Genomic DNA, 18,948 nt, shown 5'->3' on the forward strand with positions numbered 1-18,948 from the left:
GCGATGTCAGGCATCGCTGCGAAGCTTGCGCGCGAGCGTCTGAAGCTCCTTGAAGGCTTCGTAACGCTTGCCGTGGAGATCCGAAATCTCACCCTCAGACGGCTGAAAGCGTGTTTCCACCTTCGTAAGCCTGCTCATCGCTTCGCCGACATCGACAAATAACCGGCCGGCGACGGCGCCGAGGATGGCCGCCCCGAGCAATACCGGCTCCTCGGCCTTCGTGGCGACCACCGGCTTGCCGCTCGCATCGGCAAGCACCTGGCGGACGAAATCGTGCTGGCCGGCGCCGCCGCTGATGACGATGTTTTCGACGGTGACCCCCGCCTCGGCCTGCGTTTCGATGATCTGTCTCAGGCCGTAGCCGATGCCGCAGAGCCCTGCGATGTAGAGAGAGACCAGGCTGTCGACATCCCGCTCCATGCCGAGACCGGCAATGATCGCTCGGGCATGCGGATCGGCAAAGGGCGCACGGTTGCCGAGGAATTCGGGAACGACGTGCAGGCCGGCCGCCAGCGTGACGGCATCGGAAGAACGGCCCGCCTTGCCGGCAGCCATGTCTGCAAGGAGCACCGGCAGCGGAACGCCCGCGCTCTTCGCAAGCTCCCTCGCCTCGCCGGCCGCCGGATGGAAGGAAAGAAGCTGATCAATGGCAGCGCCGGCAGCGCTCTGGCCGCCCTCGTTCAGCCATAAGCCTGGCACCATCGCTGAATAATAGGGTCCCCAGACGCCGGGAACGAAAGACGGTTCTGCCGTCGAGGTCATCGTGCAGGAAGAGGTCCCGAAGACATAGGCAAGATTGGCCTGCGGATCGGCGCCGACAGTCCCGACACCGCCGGCATGAGCGTCGATCAACCCGGCTGCAACGGCCGTTCCGGGCGTCAGGCCAAGCTCCTCTGCCGCAGCAGCAGTCAGTCCCTCGCCGAGCGCTGAACCGGGCTCGACGATAGTTTTGCCGATGCGGACAAAACCTTCGTCTGCCAGCACTCCGAGGCCGATCTGGTGGAAATAACTGTCGTCCCAACGCTTTTCATGGGCGACATAGGTCCACTTGCAGGTGACCGTGCAGGTCGAGCGTGACAGATCGCCGGTCGCCCGCCAGGTCAGAAAATCCGCAAGATCGAAGAATTGCCAGGCGGCATCGAACACCTGACGCCGGTTTTCCCAGAGCCAGAGAAGCTTGGGCGTTTCCATCTCTGGCGAGATGCGGCCGCCGACGTAACGGAGCACGTCATGACCCAACGCATTGATGCGCTCCGCCTGCGGGACGGCGCGGTGGTCCATCCACACGATGATATCCCGGTCCGGATCTTCTGAGGGTCCGACGGCGAGCGGCTTGCCGCCTTCGCCGAGGACGACGAGCGAGCAGGTTGCGTCGAATCCCAGACCGACCACGGAAGCCGGATCGACGCCGGCGGTGGAAACCGCCTCTCGCACGGCCGCGCACACGGCGCGCCAGATTTCGCTGCTCGATTGCTCGACGATGGAACCGGCTTCATGAAACAGGCTGATATTCCGCTTGGCGGAGGCAAGCATGGTGCCGGCCATATCGAACAGGCCGGCCCGGGCGCTGCCGGTGCCGACATCGACGCCGATGACATATTTGGCGCCGGCTTCCGGGGTATGAGATGTGTCGCTCATGGTCTCTCGTTTCAGATCGCCAGGGATCGGGTTGATGGGCAGTTTCAGCCGGATTTCAAACTCTGTGCCTGGAAAGATCGCCTCCAGAGAGGCTGACATTACCCGGTCGCGACGCCATGACAAGGATGCCAACACGCTGGGCAGATGCAGTCACAGCCTTCCTCCGACATTTTCCAGAATGGCAGTGAGCTCCCCTGCCCCTGTCGCGACGGCGGCCGCTCCGGCGGCGTCGAGCACCGCGCGGCGGCCGGGCCTCGGATCGGCCGGATCGACAAATCCGATGGCCGTCATGCCTGCGGCTACGGCTGCCGCCACGCCATGGGCGCTGTCGTCGATCATGACGCATTTGGTCGGACGGGCCCGGAAACGCTCGGCGCAGTGCAGCAGAAGATCCGGCGCCGGCTTCGGCCGGGGGACCAGTTCGGCGCTGAAGACGTCCTCACCGAAGGCGCTCCACAGATCGAGTTTGCCCAGGCTGTTGCGCAGCCGCTGCATCGTGCTGTTCGATGCGACGCATTTCGGCCGGTTGAGGCTGTTGACAACCTCGGCAATGCCGGCAATCGGCGTCAGCGAACGGGCAAATTCGTCGAACAGATGACGATGCCACCTCTCGAACAGCCCGGTGACATCGCTGATCCCGTATTCGCGCCGGCACATCTCGGCAATGATGCTTTCCGAATTGCCGGTGAATTTGACATGAGCCTCCGCCGCGCTGATCGCTATGCCGGCGCCCTGCAGCGTTTCCGCCAAAGTGCGGCTGGCAATCGGCTCGCTGTCGATCAGCACCCCGTCGCAATCGAAGATCACGAGGTCGACGTTATCCATGCGCCCCGGCATACCGGGATAATCGATGCGGCTATCGAGCATGCCTCACCCCCGCGTCTGCAAGGCGAGATCCGGCCGGTCGGTAGTGATCTGCCGGATCGGTTTGGCAAGCCAGTATTCGAGATCGCTCGTTTCGTTCGGAACCCAGACCCCGAGTTGGTCGAGCGGCACAAGTTGGGTAATCTCGTCCCACTTTGCCCGCAGGAGCGATTTCTCGACGGCAATGACATCCGAGTATTGCCTCATCAGGCTGAGGCCGCTTGTCAGACCGAGACGCTCCGCCGATTTGGCGTCGAAGGACGACAGGGTGCGAATCCCGGGAGCGGCCTTGCGAATATCGGCAAGCACATCGGGTTGAAAGCTCGTCAGGATCGAGCGCTCCGCAAGACCAAGCCGCTCGACGGCGGAAAATGCCTTGGCCGCCAGATCCTCGTAAGGCGTCCCATCGGCATGGTTCTTCAGTTCGATATGAAGCTCGAGCGGCGTGTCCTTGAAGACCGCAAGGACCTCTTCCAGCGTCGGGATCGTCTCCCCGTCGCTGTCCTTGAGGCAGATTTCACGATGTTTTCCGGGGCCGAGGTCGGCAACCGGCCCGCGCCCATCCGTGGTGCGCTCCAGCGTCGGGTCATGAATGACGAGCATTTCGCCAGACTGCGTCAGGTGGATGTCGAACTCCACGCCATCGACCGCCATTTGCGCAAGTTTTCGGAAGCCCGAAAGACTGTTTTCAGGCCAGAGATTGCGGCCACCGCGGTGGCCGATGATATGCACCATCGTCTGAATATCCTTGAGATTCGGCGTGTTACTTTCCAGAGTCCACCAGCCCCTTGGTGAACCAGCGTTGCATGAAGAGAATGACGGCGGCAGGCGGAAGCATGACGAGCAGCGCAGCGCTCATCGCGATGTTCCAGGCAGGTGCCGAGTCCGAGACCGGAACGAGTTGCTTCAGCCCGAGGACCGCCGTTCCCATCTCCTTGTCGGTGGTGAACAGCAGCGGCCACAAATACTGGTTCCAGCCATAGAGAAACAGGATGATCGATAACGCCGCTATATTGGCGCTCGACAGCGGCAGCAGGATATCCTTGAAGAATTTCAGCGGACCGGCGCCATCGAGCTTGGCCGCCTCGCAAAGCTCGTCGGGAACGGAGAGGAAGAACTGCCGGAACAGGAAGGTTGCCGAGGCCGAGGCGATCAGCGGCAGGATCAGGCCGCTATAGCTGTTGACCATGTTCCACTTCAGCGACGCTTCGATGCTGTATCCCGTCAGCCGCTCGACGATACCGGAAAGGCCGATCGTCCCGGCCAGCCAGCGAAGCGGCCCGGCGGCATCGGCGACCGCTTCGTAGGTCGGGATGATGCGGACCTCGACAGGAAGCATCAGCGACACGAAGATCAGCCAGAACGCCGTCATGCGAAATGGGAAGCGGAAATAGGTGACGCCGAATGCGGCGATTAGCGAGATCGCCAGCTTGCCGACGACGATGCCGGCGGTGACGATGATCGAATTCAGGAATAGTCGGGAGAACTCGCCCTGCTGCCAGGCGGCGGCGAGGTTTTCGAGAAATTGCGAGCCCGGCAAGACCGGGAATGGCGCCTGCTGTACCTCCTGCAAGGTGAGCGAGCCGGCGACGAAGGCGAAGTAGAGCGGCAGGCAGACGAAAATCGCGCCGATGAGCAGCACCGCGTGGCAGAAGATCGATAGACCGAGATGGCGTTCGGGCATGGCTACACCTGGTAATTGACCTTGAGCTCGAGGGCGCGGAATTGAACGATGGTGAACAGGATGGCGATCAGCATCAAAAGCACCGACTGGGCGGCCGACGAGCCGAGATCGAGCTGCACGAAACCATCTTGATAGACCTTGTAAACCAGGCTGTTCGTCGCCCCCGCCGGACCGCCGCGGGTGACCGCGTCGATGATGCCGAAGGTTTCAAACAGTCCGTAGACGAAATTCATCACCACGAGGAAGAAGATCGTCGGTGAGATTAGGGGAAGCGAAATGGTGAAGAAGCGCCGCACGGGTCTTGCGCCGTCGAGCTTTGCCGCCTCCAGAAGCGAGACGGGCACAGCCAGCAATGCGGCGACGAGGAAGATGTAGTCGTAGCAGACATTCTTCCAGACCGAGGCGATGGTGACCAGCAACTGCGCATCGAACGGACGCCGGTTCGGATCCCATTCGAGACCGAGCCCATGCAGGAATTGCGCAATAGGCCCAACCGCAGGATTGAACAGGAAGGCCCAGATCACCCCTGAGATCACGGGGGCGATCGCATAAGGCAGCAGGATGATGCTTTTATAGATCCCCCTTCCCTTGATCACGAAATCGGTCGCGAAGGCAAACAGGCCGGCAAGCAGAAGCGTTGCGGCATTCTGCGCGACGGTGAACCACAGCGTGAACAGCGCGCTTCCGCGATATTCCGGACTGGCGAACAGATTGTAGAAATTCTCCAACCCGACGAAAATCTGCGTGCCGCCGAAGGGATCGACCTGAACGAAGGCCAGCGACAGCGCCTTGTAGGATGGGATGAAAAAGAAGAACAGGAGGATCAGCAGTTGCGGCGCGACCAAGCCGAAGGCGAGCCAGGGCTTGTTGAAATGAGCCGACTTCAACCCGGGCTCCGAGGGCTGCGCGCTCCTCCGGCCTGTCGACAGAATATCCGGGATGCGAAGGCGCCCGGCGGCGCCCCCCATCTTTCCGAAGGTTCTACTTTGCTGCATGAAGCTGCTCATACTGGCGAAGGATCAGGTTTCCGCGGGCCGCCGCTGCATCCAGCGCCTGCTGCGGTGTCTTCTGGCCGGTCCACACACCCTGGATCTCTTCCACCAGAAGCGCCATCGACTGGTTATGATTGCCGAAGCGGAAGCCGCGCGAATTGTCGGTCGGCGTGCCCCGGGTGAGCTGGAGAATGGCGATTTCGCGAGTCGGGTGATCCTTGAAATAGCCTTCGGACTTGGCCTGCTCATAGGCGGCGTTGGTGACCGGCACATAGCCGGTCTGCTTGCTCCACCAGACCTGCGTCTTCGGCGAAGCGAGGAAGTTCAAGAAGGCGGCAGCACCCGCATATTCTTCCTCGGACTTGCCTTTCAGGACCCAGAGCGCGCCGCCGCCGATGGTGCTGTTCTTCGGCTCGATGCCTTCTTCATGTGGCAGGAACGTTGCGCTCCAATTGAATTTTGCACCGCTCTCGACGGCGGCATGCGCCGCTGTGGAGGCCACATAGGTCGAGCAGGTTCCAGACGTGAACAACTGGTCGGGCGAGAGGCCCTGGCCGGCGATCTGCAGGATGCCGGCGTCGAGCCACGTCTTCAGGCGCGTCACCTGACCGACGACCAGCGGGCTCTTGTTGAAGATGAACTCGGTATCGAGACCGCCGAAACCATTCGCCTTGGTGCCGTAAGGCTGGTCCTGGATCGCCGCGTAGTTTTCGATCAGGCTCCAGTAGAAATCGTTTGCGAGCGCCATCTGGCATTTTGAGACGCCCTTCTCCTTGATGGCGCCAAGCTGCTTGTCGAGTTCCTGCCAGGTCTCGCCCGGCTTGTCGAAGCCGGCCGCCTTGAAGTGATCGGCATTGTACCAGAAAATCGGCGTCGAGCTGTTGAAGGGCATCGCCGCCGGTTTGCCGTCGACGAGATAGAAGCCGGCCACGGGAGCGAGGAAGTCGTTCCAGTCGATCTTGTAACCTTCCTTCTCCATGAGTTCCGGCACCGGAATGACGGCGCCGGAATTGTACATGGTGAGGAAACCTCGCTCGGCAGCCTGGATCAGAACCGGCTGCTGGTGGACGCGGTAGGCGGCCACCATCGCCGCCATGGTCTCCTCGTAATTGCCTTTGCCGATGCCGACGACCTCGTATTTGTCCTGCGAGGCGTTGAAGTCGGCAATCAGCTTGTTGGTGATCTCGGCGAGCCGACCGCCGGCCGCATTCCACCATTCGATCTTGATGCGATCGGCCGCGCCGGCGTCGCCAGCATTGGCCAATCCGAGCGTCACCAGTGCAGCACCCGCCGCGAACGACCGGATCGTCCGCCCCATGCGGGCGCCTATCGAAGACTTTGCCGTCATTTCGTTTTCCTCTCCATTGCCGTTATTCGCCGACCGGCGCGCTCAGCGCCGATCAACCCCTCCCAGAGTGGCGATAAACAAGGTTGGGGTTACTTGTTACAAATGTCAATAGCGTGTTACAAATGTATGACGACACCTGAGGAGGATGCCATGGCAGCTATCGAACTGATCGATTTGAAGAAGAATTACGGCGCGGTTCCCGCGGTAAAAGGGATCAATCTCAGCGTCGCCGACGGCGAAATGATCGTGCTGGTCGGGCCTTCGGGATGCGGGAAATCGACCCTGCTGCGGATGATTGCCGGCCTTGAGGCCATCAGCTCCGGCCATCTCAGGATCGCAGGCAGCGATGTCGGCCATGTCGATCCGGCCGACCGCAACATCGCCATGGTATTCCAGAACTACGCGCTCTATCCGCACATGACTGTCCGTCAGAATCTCGAATACGGGCTCAAGAACCGCCGCGTGCCGCGTGACGAGATCGACCGGCGGATCGCCAGCGCCGCCGGCATCCTGGAAATCGGCGACTTCCTCGAGCGGCGCCCCCGCCAGCTGTCGGGCGGGCAGCGCCAGCGCGTTGCCATGGGCCGCGCCATCGTCCGCGATCCCGCCGCCTTTCTGTTCGACGAACCTTTGTCCAATCTCGATGCGAAGCTGCGCGTACAAATGCGCGTCGAAATCCGCAGGCTGCAGCGGCAGCTCAAGACCACGAGCCTCTATGTGACGCACGACCAGCTCGAGGCCATGACGCTCGCCGACAGGCTGGTCGTCATGAATGGCGGCCGGATCGAGCAGATCGGGACACCGATCGAGGTCTATCGCCGTCCCGAGACCGTCTTCGTTGCCGGCTTCATCGGTTCTCCGCCGATGAACCTTGTCGATCTCGACGAGCTGGGACCCTGTAACCTGGCACTTCCCAGAGACACGGATCTTTTAGGTATCAGGCCGAGTGCGATCAACCTCGGTGATGGGGCAGCACATGACCTCCGGTTCGACGCCAATGTCGAATTGATCGAAACCGTCGGTGACGAGAACAATGTCCACCTGCGCATCGATGGCAGCGACAAGCGCATCGTGGCGAGCGTTTCCACCGATCGACGCCTGCAGGAAGGCGATCGTACTTCGTGCCATGTAAGAAGGGACGGTTTGCATCCGTTCAACAGGACGACTGGGCGGCGAACCGATTGAGGGGAGTGAAGCAGATGACGATTGCCCCTTGCGATTGACAAGCGTCAGGGATTTGAGATCCATGGCCATCGAATTGGAGGCGCAGATTATTGCATGTCACAGAACAGAGGTGCTTCTTTCCAACCGATGGCGCTCCCCGACGAGCAGATGCAGGTGCGCGTGGTCTGGCTCTATTACATGGAGGGACGCACCCAGGGTGAGATTGCAGAAGCGCTTTCGACCAACCGGCTTCGCGTCAACAAGATCATCGCCGAGGCGCGCCGGTCGGGCCTGGTGACGATCACCCTCAATTCCCGGCTGACCTCCTGTGTCGCCCTGGAACAGCAGCTGGCCATGGAATTCTCTCTCAATCGCGCGATCATTGTACCGACACCTGAAGATGCGGATCTTATCCCTGTTCTGCTCGGCCAGGCGGCAGCCGATTATCTCGTGCAATTGCTGAACGGCGGCAACATCCGCGGCGTCGGCGTCGGTTGGGGAGCGACGCTCCGCGAAATGGTGCGTCATATGCCATCGCTGAGACGCCCTGATATTTGTGTCAATTCGGTCATGGGCGGGCTGACCCACGGCATCGAAATCAATACTTTCGACATTGCGAGCGATCTTGCTCGGCAGCTTAACGCGGAATGTTCCTATCTTGCTGCGCCGATCTATGCCGGCACGCCGGAGTCGCGCACGGCGATTATCAGGCAGGATGTCTTCGAGACGGCCTTTCGGCAGATCGAGGCCAATGACGTCATCGTGCTCAGCATCGGCGACATGACCGAACGCTCGCTGCTAATGCGCTACGGCCTGCCGAGCAGCATCAATATCGAGGAGCTCGTCGCAGCCGGCGCCTGTGGAGATGTGCTCGGCCAGTTCGTCGACAAAACCGGGCGCCCGATCGAACATGCGATAAACAGATGCGCGATCGCTCCCGAGCTCGAAGCCCTGCGCGCCATTCCGAACGTCATCTTCGCGTCTGGCGGCCTGAACAAGGCGCAGGCTATTGCTGCTGTGCTGCTGTCGGGTCTGGGCAACGTGCTGATCTGCGATGAAGAGACGGCCCGGCAAGCACGACAGCTTGCGCTCGATCTCCGGGCGCGCAGCGGTTCATAGAGCCGTGGGGCAACCGGCGGGAACAGAGAGAGGCTCTGCCGGTGCCGCCTTGTCGATTGCGTAGAGCTTGGCGAAGCCGGCATCCTCGATCAGCGTCAGGCCGGCCGGCATCGCGGTGCCGACATACCGGTCGGGCATATCCGCATTGGCGACGAGGATGAAATCGAAACGCCTGCGCCAGTCCGAGAGATAAGGCGCATAGTCTCTATATTCCTGCATCATGTCAGGGCATGAAAGCACGCCGATCGACACGAGATCGCCCTCGGGAACCGCGATCTCCGACCAAGGCGGCAGAACAGTGAGCGGCTGCTTGCCTTTGGCGGTGAACAACGTCGGCACGAAGGCATGCGAGAAGGGTACGGCAAGCGTCGGCAAATGCCGGAAGGTGTCCAGTCCCCAGGCAAAATGCCGGTTGGAATGGGCGATGTCGCCGACCATCTCGGGTTCGTGCCCTAGAGGCAGAACAGCCGCGCCGGCCGGCACCTTTTTCAACACGGTCTCGACGGCATTGACGTCCCTCTGCGCCAGCCACCAGTTCCAACCGATCCAGCCGGTCCGGCCGAAAACCGCGAGATTGACGACAAGCGCCAGCAACAGCGCCTGCCGGCGCGTGAGATTGGCGAAGGGGCACACCATCGCCATGGCGACAAGCGCCGTCATGATCGGAAAGCGCCAGCTGATCCATCCGGTGTTGAGCATGTGGAGCGGTGCGACACAGGAAAGAAGCAGCAACCCGCAGGCCGCGACGGCAAGGCCCGCATGCATACGGATGTCGCCTGCGCGAACGGCGCGCGTGCAGATGAGGATCAGCGGCAGAATCAGCAGGACATCCACCGCCGGGACATAGGTGGTGATGGCGGAAAACAGGTTCATGACGATCAGGATGACGCCATCGTTCCAGACAAGGCCAAGGCCATCGCCGCCGGCGTTCGGCAAAGCGGTCGTGCGAAGATAGAGCGCGAGCGGCGGGAGGACGCAGGCGCCGATCGCCAGCGCCAAACGGCCGGCGAGCCTCATCAGCCCCGCCTTCGATCGCACGATGTCGAAACGCCAGGAAAATTCGAGACCGCAGACGATCGCCATATAGAAGCCGAGTGAGAAGATGTGCATCACAGTCAGCAGCAGCGCGGCGGCAAGTCGCCAGGCAAAAAGCAGAACCGGATTTCGGCGCTGCAGCCGCAGGTCGGCGCAGGCGAAGAACAAGGCCATGCCGAGGCCGATCTGGAAGTTGATGAAGCCGCCGATCATCGTGGCGCACCAGCCAAGCGACAGCATGGCGATCTGCCAGTAGTGCCGGCCGCCGAAAAGCGCCCGGTGCAGGCTGATCGCGCCAAGCGGCGGCAGCACGATCGCCAGGAAAAGCAAAGTCCGCGCCAACCTATCGGCGCCGACCAGCGGTCCTACCGAGATCGCCAGAAGATCGATCCCGACATTGGTGAAGGTGCGGTTCCAATCGATCGCATAGATCTCAGGAAACGGCCGTTCGCCGATCCCACCCGAAAGAAGCCAGATACGGGCGTAGTGATTTGCGTAGTCGAGAACCGGCGGAAAGCGGAACAGTGTCACCAGGACCGCGGTGAGGACCACGAAAGCAATGATCGCGACCGTGGAATCCTGCCGGGCGGTCAAATCCTCAGGCCCGGCAGCCGCATGAACAGGTGCAGCAATCCGGTCCATCATCCGGTCCGGCTGTTCTTTTTCGAGCGCGCTTCGCCTGGTGCAAAGGCCGCATCCAATGCTGCGCGTTTGTCGCCGGCGCCCATCTCGGAAAAAGCGGTCGGCAGCTCGGCATGTTCGTTGCCGCGAAGGATCGTCTCGATCATGAACATCGGCCGCCGCTTGCTCTCCTGCACGAGACGGCCGAGATATTCACCGATGATGCCGATGCAGATCAGCTGGATGGCGCTGAAGGCGCTGACGGCGGCCATGATGGACGACCAGCCGGTGACCGTCTCGCCCTGCAGCCAGCGAATAAAGGTATAGACGAGCAGCGCCATCGCGACGCTGGCGCTGATCATGCCGAGCCATGTGGCGATGCGCAGCGGCGTCGTCGAAAAGCTGGTGATCGCATCGAGCGCGAAATTGATCATCTTGCGCAGCGGATACTTCGTCGTGCCGGCAAAACGGGCGTCGCGCTCATAGGGCAGCGCCACCTGCCTGCCGCCGATCCAGCTGACCATGCCGCGGATGAAACGGTCGCGCTCCGGCATCGCCAGCAGTATATCGACGACGCGCCGGCGCATCAGCCGGAAATCTCCGGTATCGCGCGGGATGGTCACGGAAGCGAGCCTGGAGAGCGTGCGATAGAACAGCGAAGCGGTGGCGAGTTTGAACCAGCTTTCGCCCTCGCGGCGCGTGCGCTGGCCGTAAACGACATCGGCGCCGCGCTCCATGATCGGCATCATCATCAAAAGCAGCTCGGGCGGGTCCTGCAGGTCGGCGTCGATCAAAAGTACGCGCTCGCCCCGCGACGCGGAAAGGCCGGCCGTCGAGGCCAGTTGGTGGCCGTGATTGCGCAGGAGACGAACGCCGAGCACCTGCGGCAGCTTCGCCGCCAGATCCGAGATGATCTCCCAGGTGCCGTCGGACGAGCCGTCATCGACGAGGATGAGCTCAAAGCTGTCGCCGGCAACGCTCTGCGCCGCGGCGGCAGCGCGGCGGCAGAACTCGCGCAGCCCCTCCTCCTCGTTGTGACAAGGCGCGACGATGGAAAGAGACGGTGCTTGCGTCATGCGGACGGCGGTGCCTGCTTGATTGATCGCGCCAGCCTAGCCCGGAAACGTCAAACATCCTTTAATGACCGGATGGCGGCCGCCGAAGGTCCTTGAATACTATTCCGCCGCCATGATCTCGCGCCCGCCATCGACATCGCGGGCGGGCGAGGCTCCATAAAGGCGGCTGTATTCGCGGCTGAACTGCGACGGGCTCTGATAGCCGACGCGGTGGCCGGCGGTGCCGGCGTCGAGCCGCTCGACGAACATCAGCCGGCGTGCTTCATGCAGGCGAAGCTGCTTTTGATACTGCACCGGCGTCATCGCCGTGACCGATTTGAAGTGATGATGGAAGGACGAGACGCTCATGTTGACGCGGTCGGCAAGGTCTTCGATGCGCAGCGGCCGCGCGAAATTCTCCTTCAGCCAGGCGACGGCGCGCGCGATCCTGTTGCTGTGGCTGTCTGACGTGGCGATGTTGATCAGCCGGGCGCCATGCGGCCCGGTCAGCACCCGGTAGAGGATTTCCTGCTCGATCAGTGGCGCCATGGCGGGAATGTCGCCTGGACGATCGAGCAAGCGCAGCAGGCGGACGGCGGCATCCATCAGTTCCGGCGGCGCCACGTTCACCACCATGCCGCGCTGCCCGTCGGTATGGGCGGCCGGACGCGGAATATCGATGCGGCTGAGCAGCTCCAAAAGCTTTTCGGAATCGATTGCCAGCCCCAGGCAGAGATGCGGAACCTCGGGGCTTGCCTCCGTGACCCGCCAGGCGACGGGCAGGTCGAGCGAGGTCAGCAGATAATCCCCCGTCCCGTAGCTGATCTGTTCCGTGCCGAGCTGAAGGCTCTTGGCTCCCTGTAGCACGAAGGCAAAACAGGGCCGGTAGCTGCTGTGCAAGGGATCGCTGGGCTTGGACCGGCGGCTGACATGAAGATTGCCGATTGAAGTGGAGAACTCACCGTCGTGAGGCGCAAAGCGCATCGCGATATCGACGATCTCCTGATAGGGGCTGAAGGGCAAAGTCATGCTGCAACTCTCTCTGTCAGCTGTCTGACTGTCAGCTGTCTGGCGCGGGCGATACCGCCCTTATCTAGAGTGTCTTTGCCATTTCGCAAACAGGCGGGTGCCCGACTTTTGCAGGATCGTGCAAGAAGCTGAGAGGATCGCTCTAACGCCCTCGCTAACATCCGGGCAATAGTCTGCCATCCCGCTCAACCCCTCCCAACCCCAAAAGGAAGCTTCAGATGGCTATCGCAAAAGGCTATGCCGCAACCGACGCGTCGCAACCGCTGACCCCCTTCACCTTCGAGCGCCGCGAACCCAATGATGGCGACGTCGTTATCGCAGTTCAATATTGCGGCGTCTGCCACTCCGACATTCACCAGGCCCGCAACGAGTGGGGCAATTCCATCTTCCCGATGGTACCGGGCCACGAGGTCGCCGGCGTCGTTTCCGCCGTCGGCTCCAAGGTCACGAAATTCAAGGTCGGCGACCGCGTCGGCGTCGGCTGCTTCGTCGATTCCTGCGTGGGCTGCGCCACGCGTGACCTGGATTACGAGCACTACATGCCGGGCCTCGTCCCGACCTATAACGGCTATGAAGCCGACGGCGCGACCCCGACCTTCGGCGGCTACTCCGACACGATCGTCGTCAAGGAAGGTTATGTGCTGCGCTTCCCCGACAATATTCCGCTCGATACCGGCGCCCCGCTGCTTTGCGCCGGTATCACGCTTTATTCGCCGCTCGCGCATTGGAAAGCCGGTCCCGGCAAGAAGATCGCGATCGTCGGCATGGGCGGTCTCGGCCATATGGGTGTGAAGATCGGTGCTGCCATGGGCGCCGACATCACCGTGCTCTCCCAATCTCTGTCGAAGAAGGAAGACGGCCTCAAGCTCGGCGCCAAGGACTATTATGCAACGAGCGACGCAGAGACTTTCACCAAGCTCGCCGGCACCTTCGACCTGATCATCAACACGGTCGGCACCACAATCGACTGGAACGCCTATCTCAACCTGCTGAAGTCTGACGGCACGATGGTTCTGGTCGGCGTTCCCGAACACCCGGTACCGGTGCACGCCTTCTCGGTCATCGGCGGGCGCAAGAGCCTGGCGGGCTCGATGATCGGCTCGATCAAAGAAACCCAGGAAATGCTCGACTTCTGCGGCAAGCACAACATCGTCTCCGAGATCGAGAAGATCGACATCCAGAATATCAACGAAGCCTATGAGCGGGTCGTCAAGAGCGACGTCCGCTACCGCTTCGTCATCGATATTGCCTCGCTGTCGGCTTGAGGAATGAAAGGCGGCTCCTTCGGGGGCCGCCTTTTTATTGATGGGCCGGCATCCTCCTAGCCGCCATATCGGAGTGACCGCCCCGTGCTTCCAGGCTCCGGCCTTCGGCCTGCGCATCTCAGCAGGAGGCTCTCGCGGACTGCAGCTGCAGCAGATATTCGACCGGGTTGAACGGATCGGGCCCCGAACGCCGGCGCAGGCGCGGTGGCCCGGCCATCGGGGCGTAGTGATCGAAAGCGGTTTCCATCGTCCCTGCCCCGCTCGTCAGGCCCGGCAATTGCTGCTGGACGCTTTGAACCATCTGAGACGCGAGAATGCCTTCGAGCCGCGCCACGCCATCGGCGATCACGGAATGCGACGTCGCCGCAGCGGACTTCGCCAGCAGAGTCAGCACGCTGCTCAAGCTCTCGACAGGCGCTTCCAGGTGAAAGCGGTCGAAAGGCTCGCAGACGGCCGTTTGCGCAGCCGAGAGCGCCGTTGCCAGCACCCAGGGCGTCAATTGCCGGAAATCGGCGGCAGTGCTTGCGGGCGAACTGTGCCGGGCCGCCGTCATCGCCACATGGCAATCGATGACCTGCCAGCCGAAAATGCCCTGCTTCAGCGTCTCGAACACGGTTTCCTCGACCGCCCGGTAAAAGGCGACGGGCATCTGGCCGACCTCCACCTCGAGCGCGAAGCTGTTGCCTGCGCCGGCAGGACGCGGCTCGACGCGCAGGCCGATGGTGGCGAGAAACGGATTTGGCTCCTTGAAGAGTATCTGCAGGCCGGCCCCGCTGCCGACGGGTCTTTCGACCAGGATGACCGTGCTTTCCTCGAAACCCGCCTCGAGGCCGAAATCCGTCAGCAGCGTCGATTGGATCACTTCCTTCTGCACCTCGCCATAAAGCGACACGAAGACTTCATTCGTCTCCTCGGCCCTGCGCAAATTGATCAGCGGATCCTGCTCGGCCATCTGGTTCAGCGCCAGCCAAATCGCCGCGCTGTCCGAGGGCCGCCGGGCAAGCACGCGCGTTTCGAGCGTCGGCGGGGCAAAGTAAGCCCGCCCGCCCGAGGCCGGATTGCGGCCCACCGCATCACCGATCTGGGCACCGGCAAGGCCGCTGACGCGGGCGATCTGGCCGGCGCAGAAGCTCGCGGCGCCATGGCTGCGGCCGGCCTCGAACACATGGATTGCAGTCACCCGTTCCTCTCCCCCGGCAGATCCAGATATTGCCGCAGCCGCAGGGTCCCCGAAGTCAGGTAGAGATAGGCGAGCTTTTCGCCGCCCCAGCCGCGCTCGATCTTGAAGATCTTGCCAGCGACCGGCCCGTCCGGATCAAGCCGCCGCTCGGGCAACAGCGTCGCGATGGCCGAGCTTAGCGCCGGCACGCCGGCGCCGGTCATGGCCGCTCCTGCGAAAACGGGATGCACCAAGCCCATTGCCACCTGATCGGCCAGACTGCGCCCGAGCCTTTCCGTGGTCAGTCGTTCTGGGACGAGCACATAGTCGTCGAGCAGCGCCTGGTCGTTCTCACCGAGCGCCTCGCAGAGCGCTGAAAAAAGCGGCTCGTCTCCCGGCGCCAGAGCCTCCACCCGGGCAAGCTTGCTGCCGGCATCGATGACGGAGGACATGGCGATGGGACGCACCGCCAGTTGCGCGGCAAGGGCCTCCGTCACATCCCCGTACCGCGCGCCGAGACGATCGACCTTGTTGATGAAGAAGACGAAGGGAACGCCGAGCCGCCGCAGCGCCCGCACCAGCACACGCGTCTGCGCCTGTACGCCTTCGACCGCCGAAACGACGACGACCGCCGCATCCAGCAATCCAAGCACCCGCTCGACCTCGGCGATGAAATCGGGGTGGCCGGGCGTGTCGATCAGATTGACGACCCTGTCGCCGATCGCAAACGACACCACCGCGGCCCTGATCGTGATGCCGCGCTGTCGCTCGAGTTCGAGGGTATCAGTCTGTGTATTACCGGTATCGACGCTGCCAAGCTTGTCGATGACGCCGGCGTCAAAAAGCAGTCTTTCGGTAAGACTAGTCTTGCCTGCATCCACATGGGCGAGGATGCCCAGATTCAAAGTGCGCATGAACCACCAACTTCTCAGAAATTCGGACGTGATTTTCGTGAGAAGTGACTCGGCGCATTGGAACCTCTATCCGTTGATACGGCTGGATGCGACACCCCAGGTGGTGGTTGGGGGACGCGGGCGGGATGCTAAGGCGGTGTGGGGAGATGAGTCAAGCGTGGGAGTATTGCCTCAGCCACCGTTCGGTAGAAATCCGGTGCGGGCCTTCGCCACCCACCCTTTCCTGTGACGAGCACAGGAATGACGGAGGAGAGGGTTTACCGTGTGGCACCCCCTTGCTGTCCACCGGCTCGACTCGAAGCTAGAGGCTACCCCTCCTCCCGCATCGTCTCCCGCTGGGTGATCAGCCGGGCGCTGTGCTGGCCGCTGAGATAGATCCACAGCCAACTCCAGGCGACGGAGAAGCGCGAGCGGGTGCCGATCAGGAAGTAGATGTGGGCAAGGCCCCAGATCCACCAGGCGATCCATCCCTTCAGCTTGATACGGCCGAAATCGATAATCGCCGCACTCTGGCCGATCGTCGCAAGGCTGCCCTGATGCCGGTAGCGAAAAGGCGCTGGCGCCGATTTTCCCGACAGGCGGGCGCGGATGACCTTGGCGACATAGCCGCCCTGCTGCTTGGCCGCCGGCGCGATGCCCGGCACCGGTTTGCCGTCCCCGCGCATGACGGAAGCGGTGTCGCCGATGACGAAGACATCGGGCAGGCCAGGCGCGCTCAGATCCTTCTCGACGACGACGCGCCCCGCCCGGTCGGCCGGCACACCGAGCCAGCGGGCCGCCGGCGAGGCGGTGACGCCAGCCGCCCAGACGATCGTCCGGCTGGCGACGAAGGTCTCGCCGATCTTCACGCCGTCGGCGTTGCAGTCGGTCACCGGCCTACCGAGATGAATCTCGACGCCGAGTTTTTCCAGCGCCGTCTGAGCATAAGCCGAAAGCTCCTCGGCGAAGGTCGGCAGCACCCGCGGGCCCGCCTCGACCAGCACGACGCGGGTCTTGCGCGTATCGATGTTGCGGAATTCCTTCGGCAGCGTGAAATGCGCGAGCTCGGCGATAATGCCGGCAAGCTCGACGCCGGTCGGCCCGGCACCGACGATGGTGAAGGTAAGAAGCGCGTCGCGCGCGGCGGGATCGCGCTCCATCTCCGCCTTCTCAAAGGCAAGCAGCACGCGCCGGCGGATCGTCGTCGCATCCTCCAGCGTCTTCAGGCCGGGCGCCACCGGTTCCCATTCGTCACGACCGAAATAGGCATGCGTCGCCCCGGTCGCCAGCACCAGCGTATCGTAACCCAGAGTTATGCCGTTGCGCAGCGACACCGTCCTGGCGCCGCTGTCGACGCCGGTGACCTCGCCGAGGAGCACAGTCACATCGGGCCGGTCGGCATAGAGGCGGCGGATCGGCCAGGCGATCTCCGAGGTGGAAAGGATGGTGGTCGCCACCTGATAGAGCAGCGGCTGGAAAAGATGATGATTGCGCCGGTCAACGAGCGTGACCTTCACACCCGCCCCCTTCAACCCGTTGACGAGTTGCAGCCCGCCGAAACCGCCGCCGACAACGACGACATGATGATCGCTCATGACCTGCCCCTTTTGCGCCATTTCGCTCGAAACCAATGTGGCTTTTGCCGCGAATGTTGCAACTGCCGTTTCGGCATGCCTGCCCTGCGCCGCCGGCAGTGGAGAGGGTTCGATGATTATCGGCTTTTCCTGTGGGAAAGCTCATGGGAGCCGAACTCGGGCCGAGTCGTAACCACCCAGCCCGAGCGTCAGCCGCGGTTCAACACAGGCATGCCGTGTCGCCGGGTCGCAATACGGGGGTCGCCTCGAAGCAGTTCACGGCGCAGATGCGTAACGCGCCGATCAATAGGGACCGACGCACTGGCGACGGGGTCCGTGATAGGGCTGGAACGTATTGTCGAACGCCCTGTACGAACGATAGCGCGAATAGCACCAAGCCTCGTGGCTTCCGCCTCCTCCATAATAGGCAGAAGATGCATAGGCGCGGTACGGCCGGCCATAATAGCGGTAAGGCGAGCCATAGTAGCGATAGGGCGAACCATAATAGCGGTAAGGCGGACCGTAATAGCCGCCGTAGGGTGAGCCATAATACGAGCCGTAATAGGGCTGGGACAATGCGCCGCCTATGATCGTACCGACGGCCAGACCGCCCAAGGCCCAGCCCCAACCCGATCCATGACTGTGATGGTAACCACCGTGATGGCCGCCACCCCCGTGGCCATGGCCGCCATGCCATTGCACATACTCTGTCGGCTGCTGAGGTTCGATCCTGGGTGCGGTGATAGCCGGAAACGCCTGCGCCGGTACGCCGGGCATACCTATGATCAAGCATAACGCTGAAATGGTTAGCTTTCTCATGACTGTTCTCCTCTACTCCTCCAAGAGGAGGCATAGCTTCCCCTCCTCCTGAACCAAAGGTGAACGCAATATGTCGAAAAACGTTCCGTATCGAGGCAGATTAATCGCCATCGATGGCGCGGAGAACTATCGGCTTTTCATGCAATCGAGCCGTGCTTTTTCCAGAAGATTAAAAACTTGCCGCACGCTGTCGATTCCCAGAAGCTGAGGGTCTCTTGACAGGCTGGGCGTCCAGACGCCTGCCGTTTTGTATCGCTGAAAAGAAGACGTGCCGAATGTGATCGTCCCCCTACCGAAACTGCCCTCTTCGAGATTGATCGACGGCAGCAGGTCGAGTTGGGTGGCAGAGAAATTCGGAAGGAGACCGCTTCTGCGAATGATGACGCGCCGGTCGGTCAGGGCGTATTCGGTACGCGCCCGCACGGCCGCATCGACGACAAAGCGTGCCGCGATCAGGTAAAGGCCTATCAGAACGAACGGGATACCCCATAGGCGCATGAAAACCGGCGTTCCCGGCGTGGTCAATACGCTGGTCTCCCAAAAGAGAGCGAAGCCGCCCCAAAAAAGAGAGAAGGGAACGAGGGCGAAATCCCACATTGTCAGACGAAATCCCTGTGCTGGACGCCCCGACCAAAGAAGTTTTTCGCCTGGCAGAAAATAGCTATGAATATCGCTGTTGCTCATATTAT

Annotated in this window: 15 protein-coding genes and 1 pseudogene; 3 read left to right on the forward strand and 13 right to left on the reverse strand. The window is 62.1% G+C overall.

Going from position 1 to position 18,948, the window contains the following annotated elements; all coding sequences use genetic code 11:
• Window positions 1-6 precede the first annotated feature (6 nt).
• The 6 genes from K6N12_RS28560 to K6N12_RS28585 form a co-directional block, all read right to left on the reverse strand.
• On the reverse strand, window positions 7-1,638 hold the full coding sequence (locus K6N12_RS28560) for an FGGY-family carbohydrate kinase (protein ID WP_097629387.1): 1,632 nt from the start codon (window positions 1,636-1,638) through the stop codon (window positions 7-9).
• Between the two features lie 150 nt (window positions 1,639-1,788).
• The gene (locus K6N12_RS28565; protein ID WP_097629347.1) at window positions 1,789-2,505 is read right to left on the reverse strand and encodes an HAD-IA family hydrolase; all 717 of its coding nucleotides are present in this window, start codon (window positions 2,503-2,505) and stop codon (window positions 1,789-1,791) included.
• 3 nt (window positions 2,506-2,508) lie between these two features.
• Window positions 2,509-3,237 carry a glycerophosphodiester phosphodiesterase family protein gene (locus K6N12_RS28570; RefSeq protein WP_097629346.1) on the reverse strand — a complete coding sequence of 243 codons (729 nt, stop codon included), beginning with the start codon at window positions 3,235-3,237 and terminating at the stop codon, window positions 2,509-2,511.
• Window positions 3,238-3,265: 28 nt separating this feature from the next.
• On the reverse strand, window positions 3,266-4,186 hold the full coding sequence (locus K6N12_RS28575; RefSeq protein WP_097629345.1) for an ABC transporter permease subunit: 921 nt from the start codon (window positions 4,184-4,186) through the stop codon (window positions 3,266-3,268).
• A gap of 2 nt (window positions 4,187-4,188) precedes the next feature.
• The gene (locus K6N12_RS28580; protein WP_222149034.1) at window positions 4,189-5,154 is read right to left on the reverse strand and encodes an ABC transporter permease subunit; all 966 of its coding nucleotides are present in this window, start codon (window positions 5,152-5,154) and stop codon (window positions 4,189-4,191) included.
• Window positions 5,155-5,167: 13 nt separating this feature from the next.
• Window positions 5,168-6,526 (reverse strand): extracellular solute-binding protein, encoded by a 1,359-nt coding sequence (locus K6N12_RS28585; protein WP_097629344.1) that lies wholly within the window; start codon window positions 6,524-6,526, stop codon window positions 5,168-5,170.
• Window positions 6,527-6,676: 150 nt separating this feature from the next.
• Here K6N12_RS28585 and K6N12_RS28590 point away from each other — a divergent pair, with 150 nt between their 5' ends.
• The gene (locus K6N12_RS28590) at window positions 6,677-7,711 is read left to right on the forward strand and encodes a sn-glycerol-3-phosphate import ATP-binding protein UgpC (RefSeq protein ID WP_097629343.1); all 1,035 of its coding nucleotides are present in this window, start codon (window positions 6,677-6,679) and stop codon (window positions 7,709-7,711) included.
• A 93-nt stretch (window positions 7,712-7,804) separates the two neighbouring features.
• Window positions 7,805-8,809: a sugar-binding transcriptional regulator gene (locus K6N12_RS28595; RefSeq protein WP_097629342.1), complete on the forward strand. Its 1,005-nt coding sequence runs from the start codon at window positions 7,805-7,807 to the stop codon at window positions 8,807-8,809.
• Here K6N12_RS28595 and K6N12_RS28600 read toward each other — a convergent pair.
• From K6N12_RS28600 to K6N12_RS28610, 3 genes are all read right to left on the reverse strand, one after another.
• Entirely contained in the window at window positions 8,804-10,486 is a 1,683-nt protein-coding gene (locus K6N12_RS28600; RefSeq protein ID WP_097629341.1) for a hypothetical protein, read from the reverse strand. The genes K6N12_RS28595 and K6N12_RS28600 overlap by 6 nt on opposite strands.
• The gene (locus tag K6N12_RS28605; protein ID WP_097629340.1) at window positions 10,486-11,541 is read right to left on the reverse strand and encodes a glycosyltransferase family 2 protein; all 1,056 of its coding nucleotides are present in this window, start codon (window positions 11,539-11,541) and stop codon (window positions 10,486-10,488) included. The genes K6N12_RS28600 and K6N12_RS28605 overlap by 1 nt, the downstream gene beginning before the upstream one ends.
• A 99-nt stretch (window positions 11,542-11,640) precedes the next feature.
• Window positions 11,641-12,549, reverse strand: coding sequence for an AraC family transcriptional regulator (locus tag K6N12_RS28610; protein WP_097629339.1), 909 nt, complete (start codon window positions 12,547-12,549; stop codon window positions 11,641-11,643).
• A gap of 218 nt (window positions 12,550-12,767) precedes the next feature.
• Here K6N12_RS28610 and K6N12_RS28615 point away from each other — a divergent pair, with 218 nt between their 5' ends.
• The gene (locus K6N12_RS28615) at window positions 12,768-13,814 is read left to right on the forward strand and encodes an NAD(P)-dependent alcohol dehydrogenase (protein ID WP_097629338.1); all 1,047 of its coding nucleotides are present in this window, start codon (window positions 12,768-12,770) and stop codon (window positions 13,812-13,814) included.
• A gap of 118 nt (window positions 13,815-13,932) precedes the next feature.
• Here K6N12_RS28615 and K6N12_RS28620 read toward each other — a convergent pair.
• The 4 genes and pseudogenes from K6N12_RS28620 to K6N12_RS28635 all read right to left on the reverse strand — a co-directional run bounded on the left by K6N12_RS28620 (window position 13,933) and on the right by K6N12_RS28635 (window position 18,943).
• A pseudogene (locus K6N12_RS28620) lies at window positions 13,933-15,887 on the reverse strand (GTP-binding protein).
• Window positions 15,888-16,195: 308 nt separating this feature from the next.
• Window positions 16,196-17,461 (reverse strand): NAD(P)/FAD-dependent oxidoreductase, encoded by a 1,266-nt coding sequence (locus K6N12_RS28625; RefSeq protein ID WP_097629385.1) that lies wholly within the window; start codon window positions 17,459-17,461, stop codon window positions 16,196-16,198.
• Between the two features lie 282 nt (window positions 17,462-17,743).
• Window positions 17,744-18,259: a BA14K family protein gene (locus K6N12_RS28630; protein WP_097629336.1), complete on the reverse strand. Its 516-nt coding sequence runs from the start codon at window positions 18,257-18,259 to the stop codon at window positions 17,744-17,746.
• 126 nt (window positions 18,260-18,385) lie between these two features.
• Window positions 18,386-18,943, reverse strand: coding sequence for a hypothetical protein (locus K6N12_RS28635; RefSeq protein WP_097629335.1), 558 nt, complete (start codon window positions 18,941-18,943; stop codon window positions 18,386-18,388).
• Window positions 18,944-18,948: the final 5 nt, after the last annotated feature.

This window comes from Rhizobium redzepovicii, from assembly GCF_019793435.1.
Classification (GTDB): domain Bacteria; phylum Pseudomonadota; class Alphaproteobacteria; order Rhizobiales; family Rhizobiaceae; genus Rhizobium; species Rhizobium redzepovicii.

What these genes read in the sequence shown, in the direction of transcription:
- K6N12_RS28585 (WP_097629344.1), bottom strand. Translation starts at nt 6,526, where the DNA reads ATGACGGCAAAGTCTTCGATAGGCGCCCGCATGGGGCGGACGATCCGG.
- K6N12_RS28635 (WP_097629335.1), bottom strand. Translation starts at nt 18,943, where the DNA reads ATGAGCAACAGCGATATTCATAGCTATTTTCTGCCAGGCGAAAAACTT.
- K6N12_RS28630 (WP_097629336.1), bottom strand. Translation starts at nt 18,259, where the DNA reads ATGAGAAAGCTAACCATTTCAGCGTTATGCTTGATCATAGGTATGCCC.
- K6N12_RS28570 (WP_097629346.1), bottom strand. Translation starts at nt 3,237, where the DNA reads ATGGTGCATATCATCGGCCACCGCGGTGGCCGCAATCTCTGGCCTGAA.
- K6N12_RS28625 (WP_097629385.1), bottom strand. Translation starts at nt 17,461, where the DNA reads ATGAGCGATCATCATGTCGTCGTTGTCGGCGGCGGTTTCGGCGGGCTG.
- K6N12_RS28575 (WP_097629345.1), bottom strand. Translation starts at nt 4,186, where the DNA reads ATGCCCGAACGCCATCTCGGTCTATCGATCTTCTGCCACGCGGTGCTG.
- K6N12_RS28600 (WP_097629341.1), bottom strand. Translation starts at nt 10,486, where the DNA reads ATGGACCGGATTGCTGCACCTGTTCATGCGGCTGCCGGGCCTGAGGAT.
- K6N12_RS28565 (WP_097629347.1), bottom strand. Translation starts at nt 2,505, where the DNA reads ATGCTCGATAGCCGCATCGATTATCCCGGTATGCCGGGGCGCATGGAT.
- K6N12_RS28595 (WP_097629342.1), top strand. Translation starts at nt 7,805, where the DNA reads ATGTCACAGAACAGAGGTGCTTCTTTCCAACCGATGGCGCTCCCCGAC.
- K6N12_RS28580 (WP_222149034.1), bottom strand. Translation starts at nt 5,154, where the DNA reads ATGGGGGGCGCCGCCGGGCGCCTTCGCATCCCGGATATTCTGTCGACA.
- K6N12_RS28605 (WP_097629340.1), bottom strand. Translation starts at nt 11,541, where the DNA reads ATGACGCAAGCACCGTCTCTTTCCATCGTCGCGCCTTGTCACAACGAG.
- K6N12_RS28610 (WP_097629339.1), bottom strand. Translation starts at nt 12,549, where the DNA reads ATGACTTTGCCCTTCAGCCCCTATCAGGAGATCGTCGATATCGCGATG.
- K6N12_RS28615 (WP_097629338.1), top strand. Translation starts at nt 12,768, where the DNA reads ATGGCTATCGCAAAAGGCTATGCCGCAACCGACGCGTCGCAACCGCTG.
- K6N12_RS28560 (WP_097629387.1), bottom strand. Translation starts at nt 1,638, where the DNA reads ATGAGCGACACATCTCATACCCCGGAAGCCGGCGCCAAATATGTCATC.
- K6N12_RS28590 (WP_097629343.1), top strand. Translation starts at nt 6,677, where the DNA reads ATGGCAGCTATCGAACTGATCGATTTGAAGAAGAATTACGGCGCGGTT.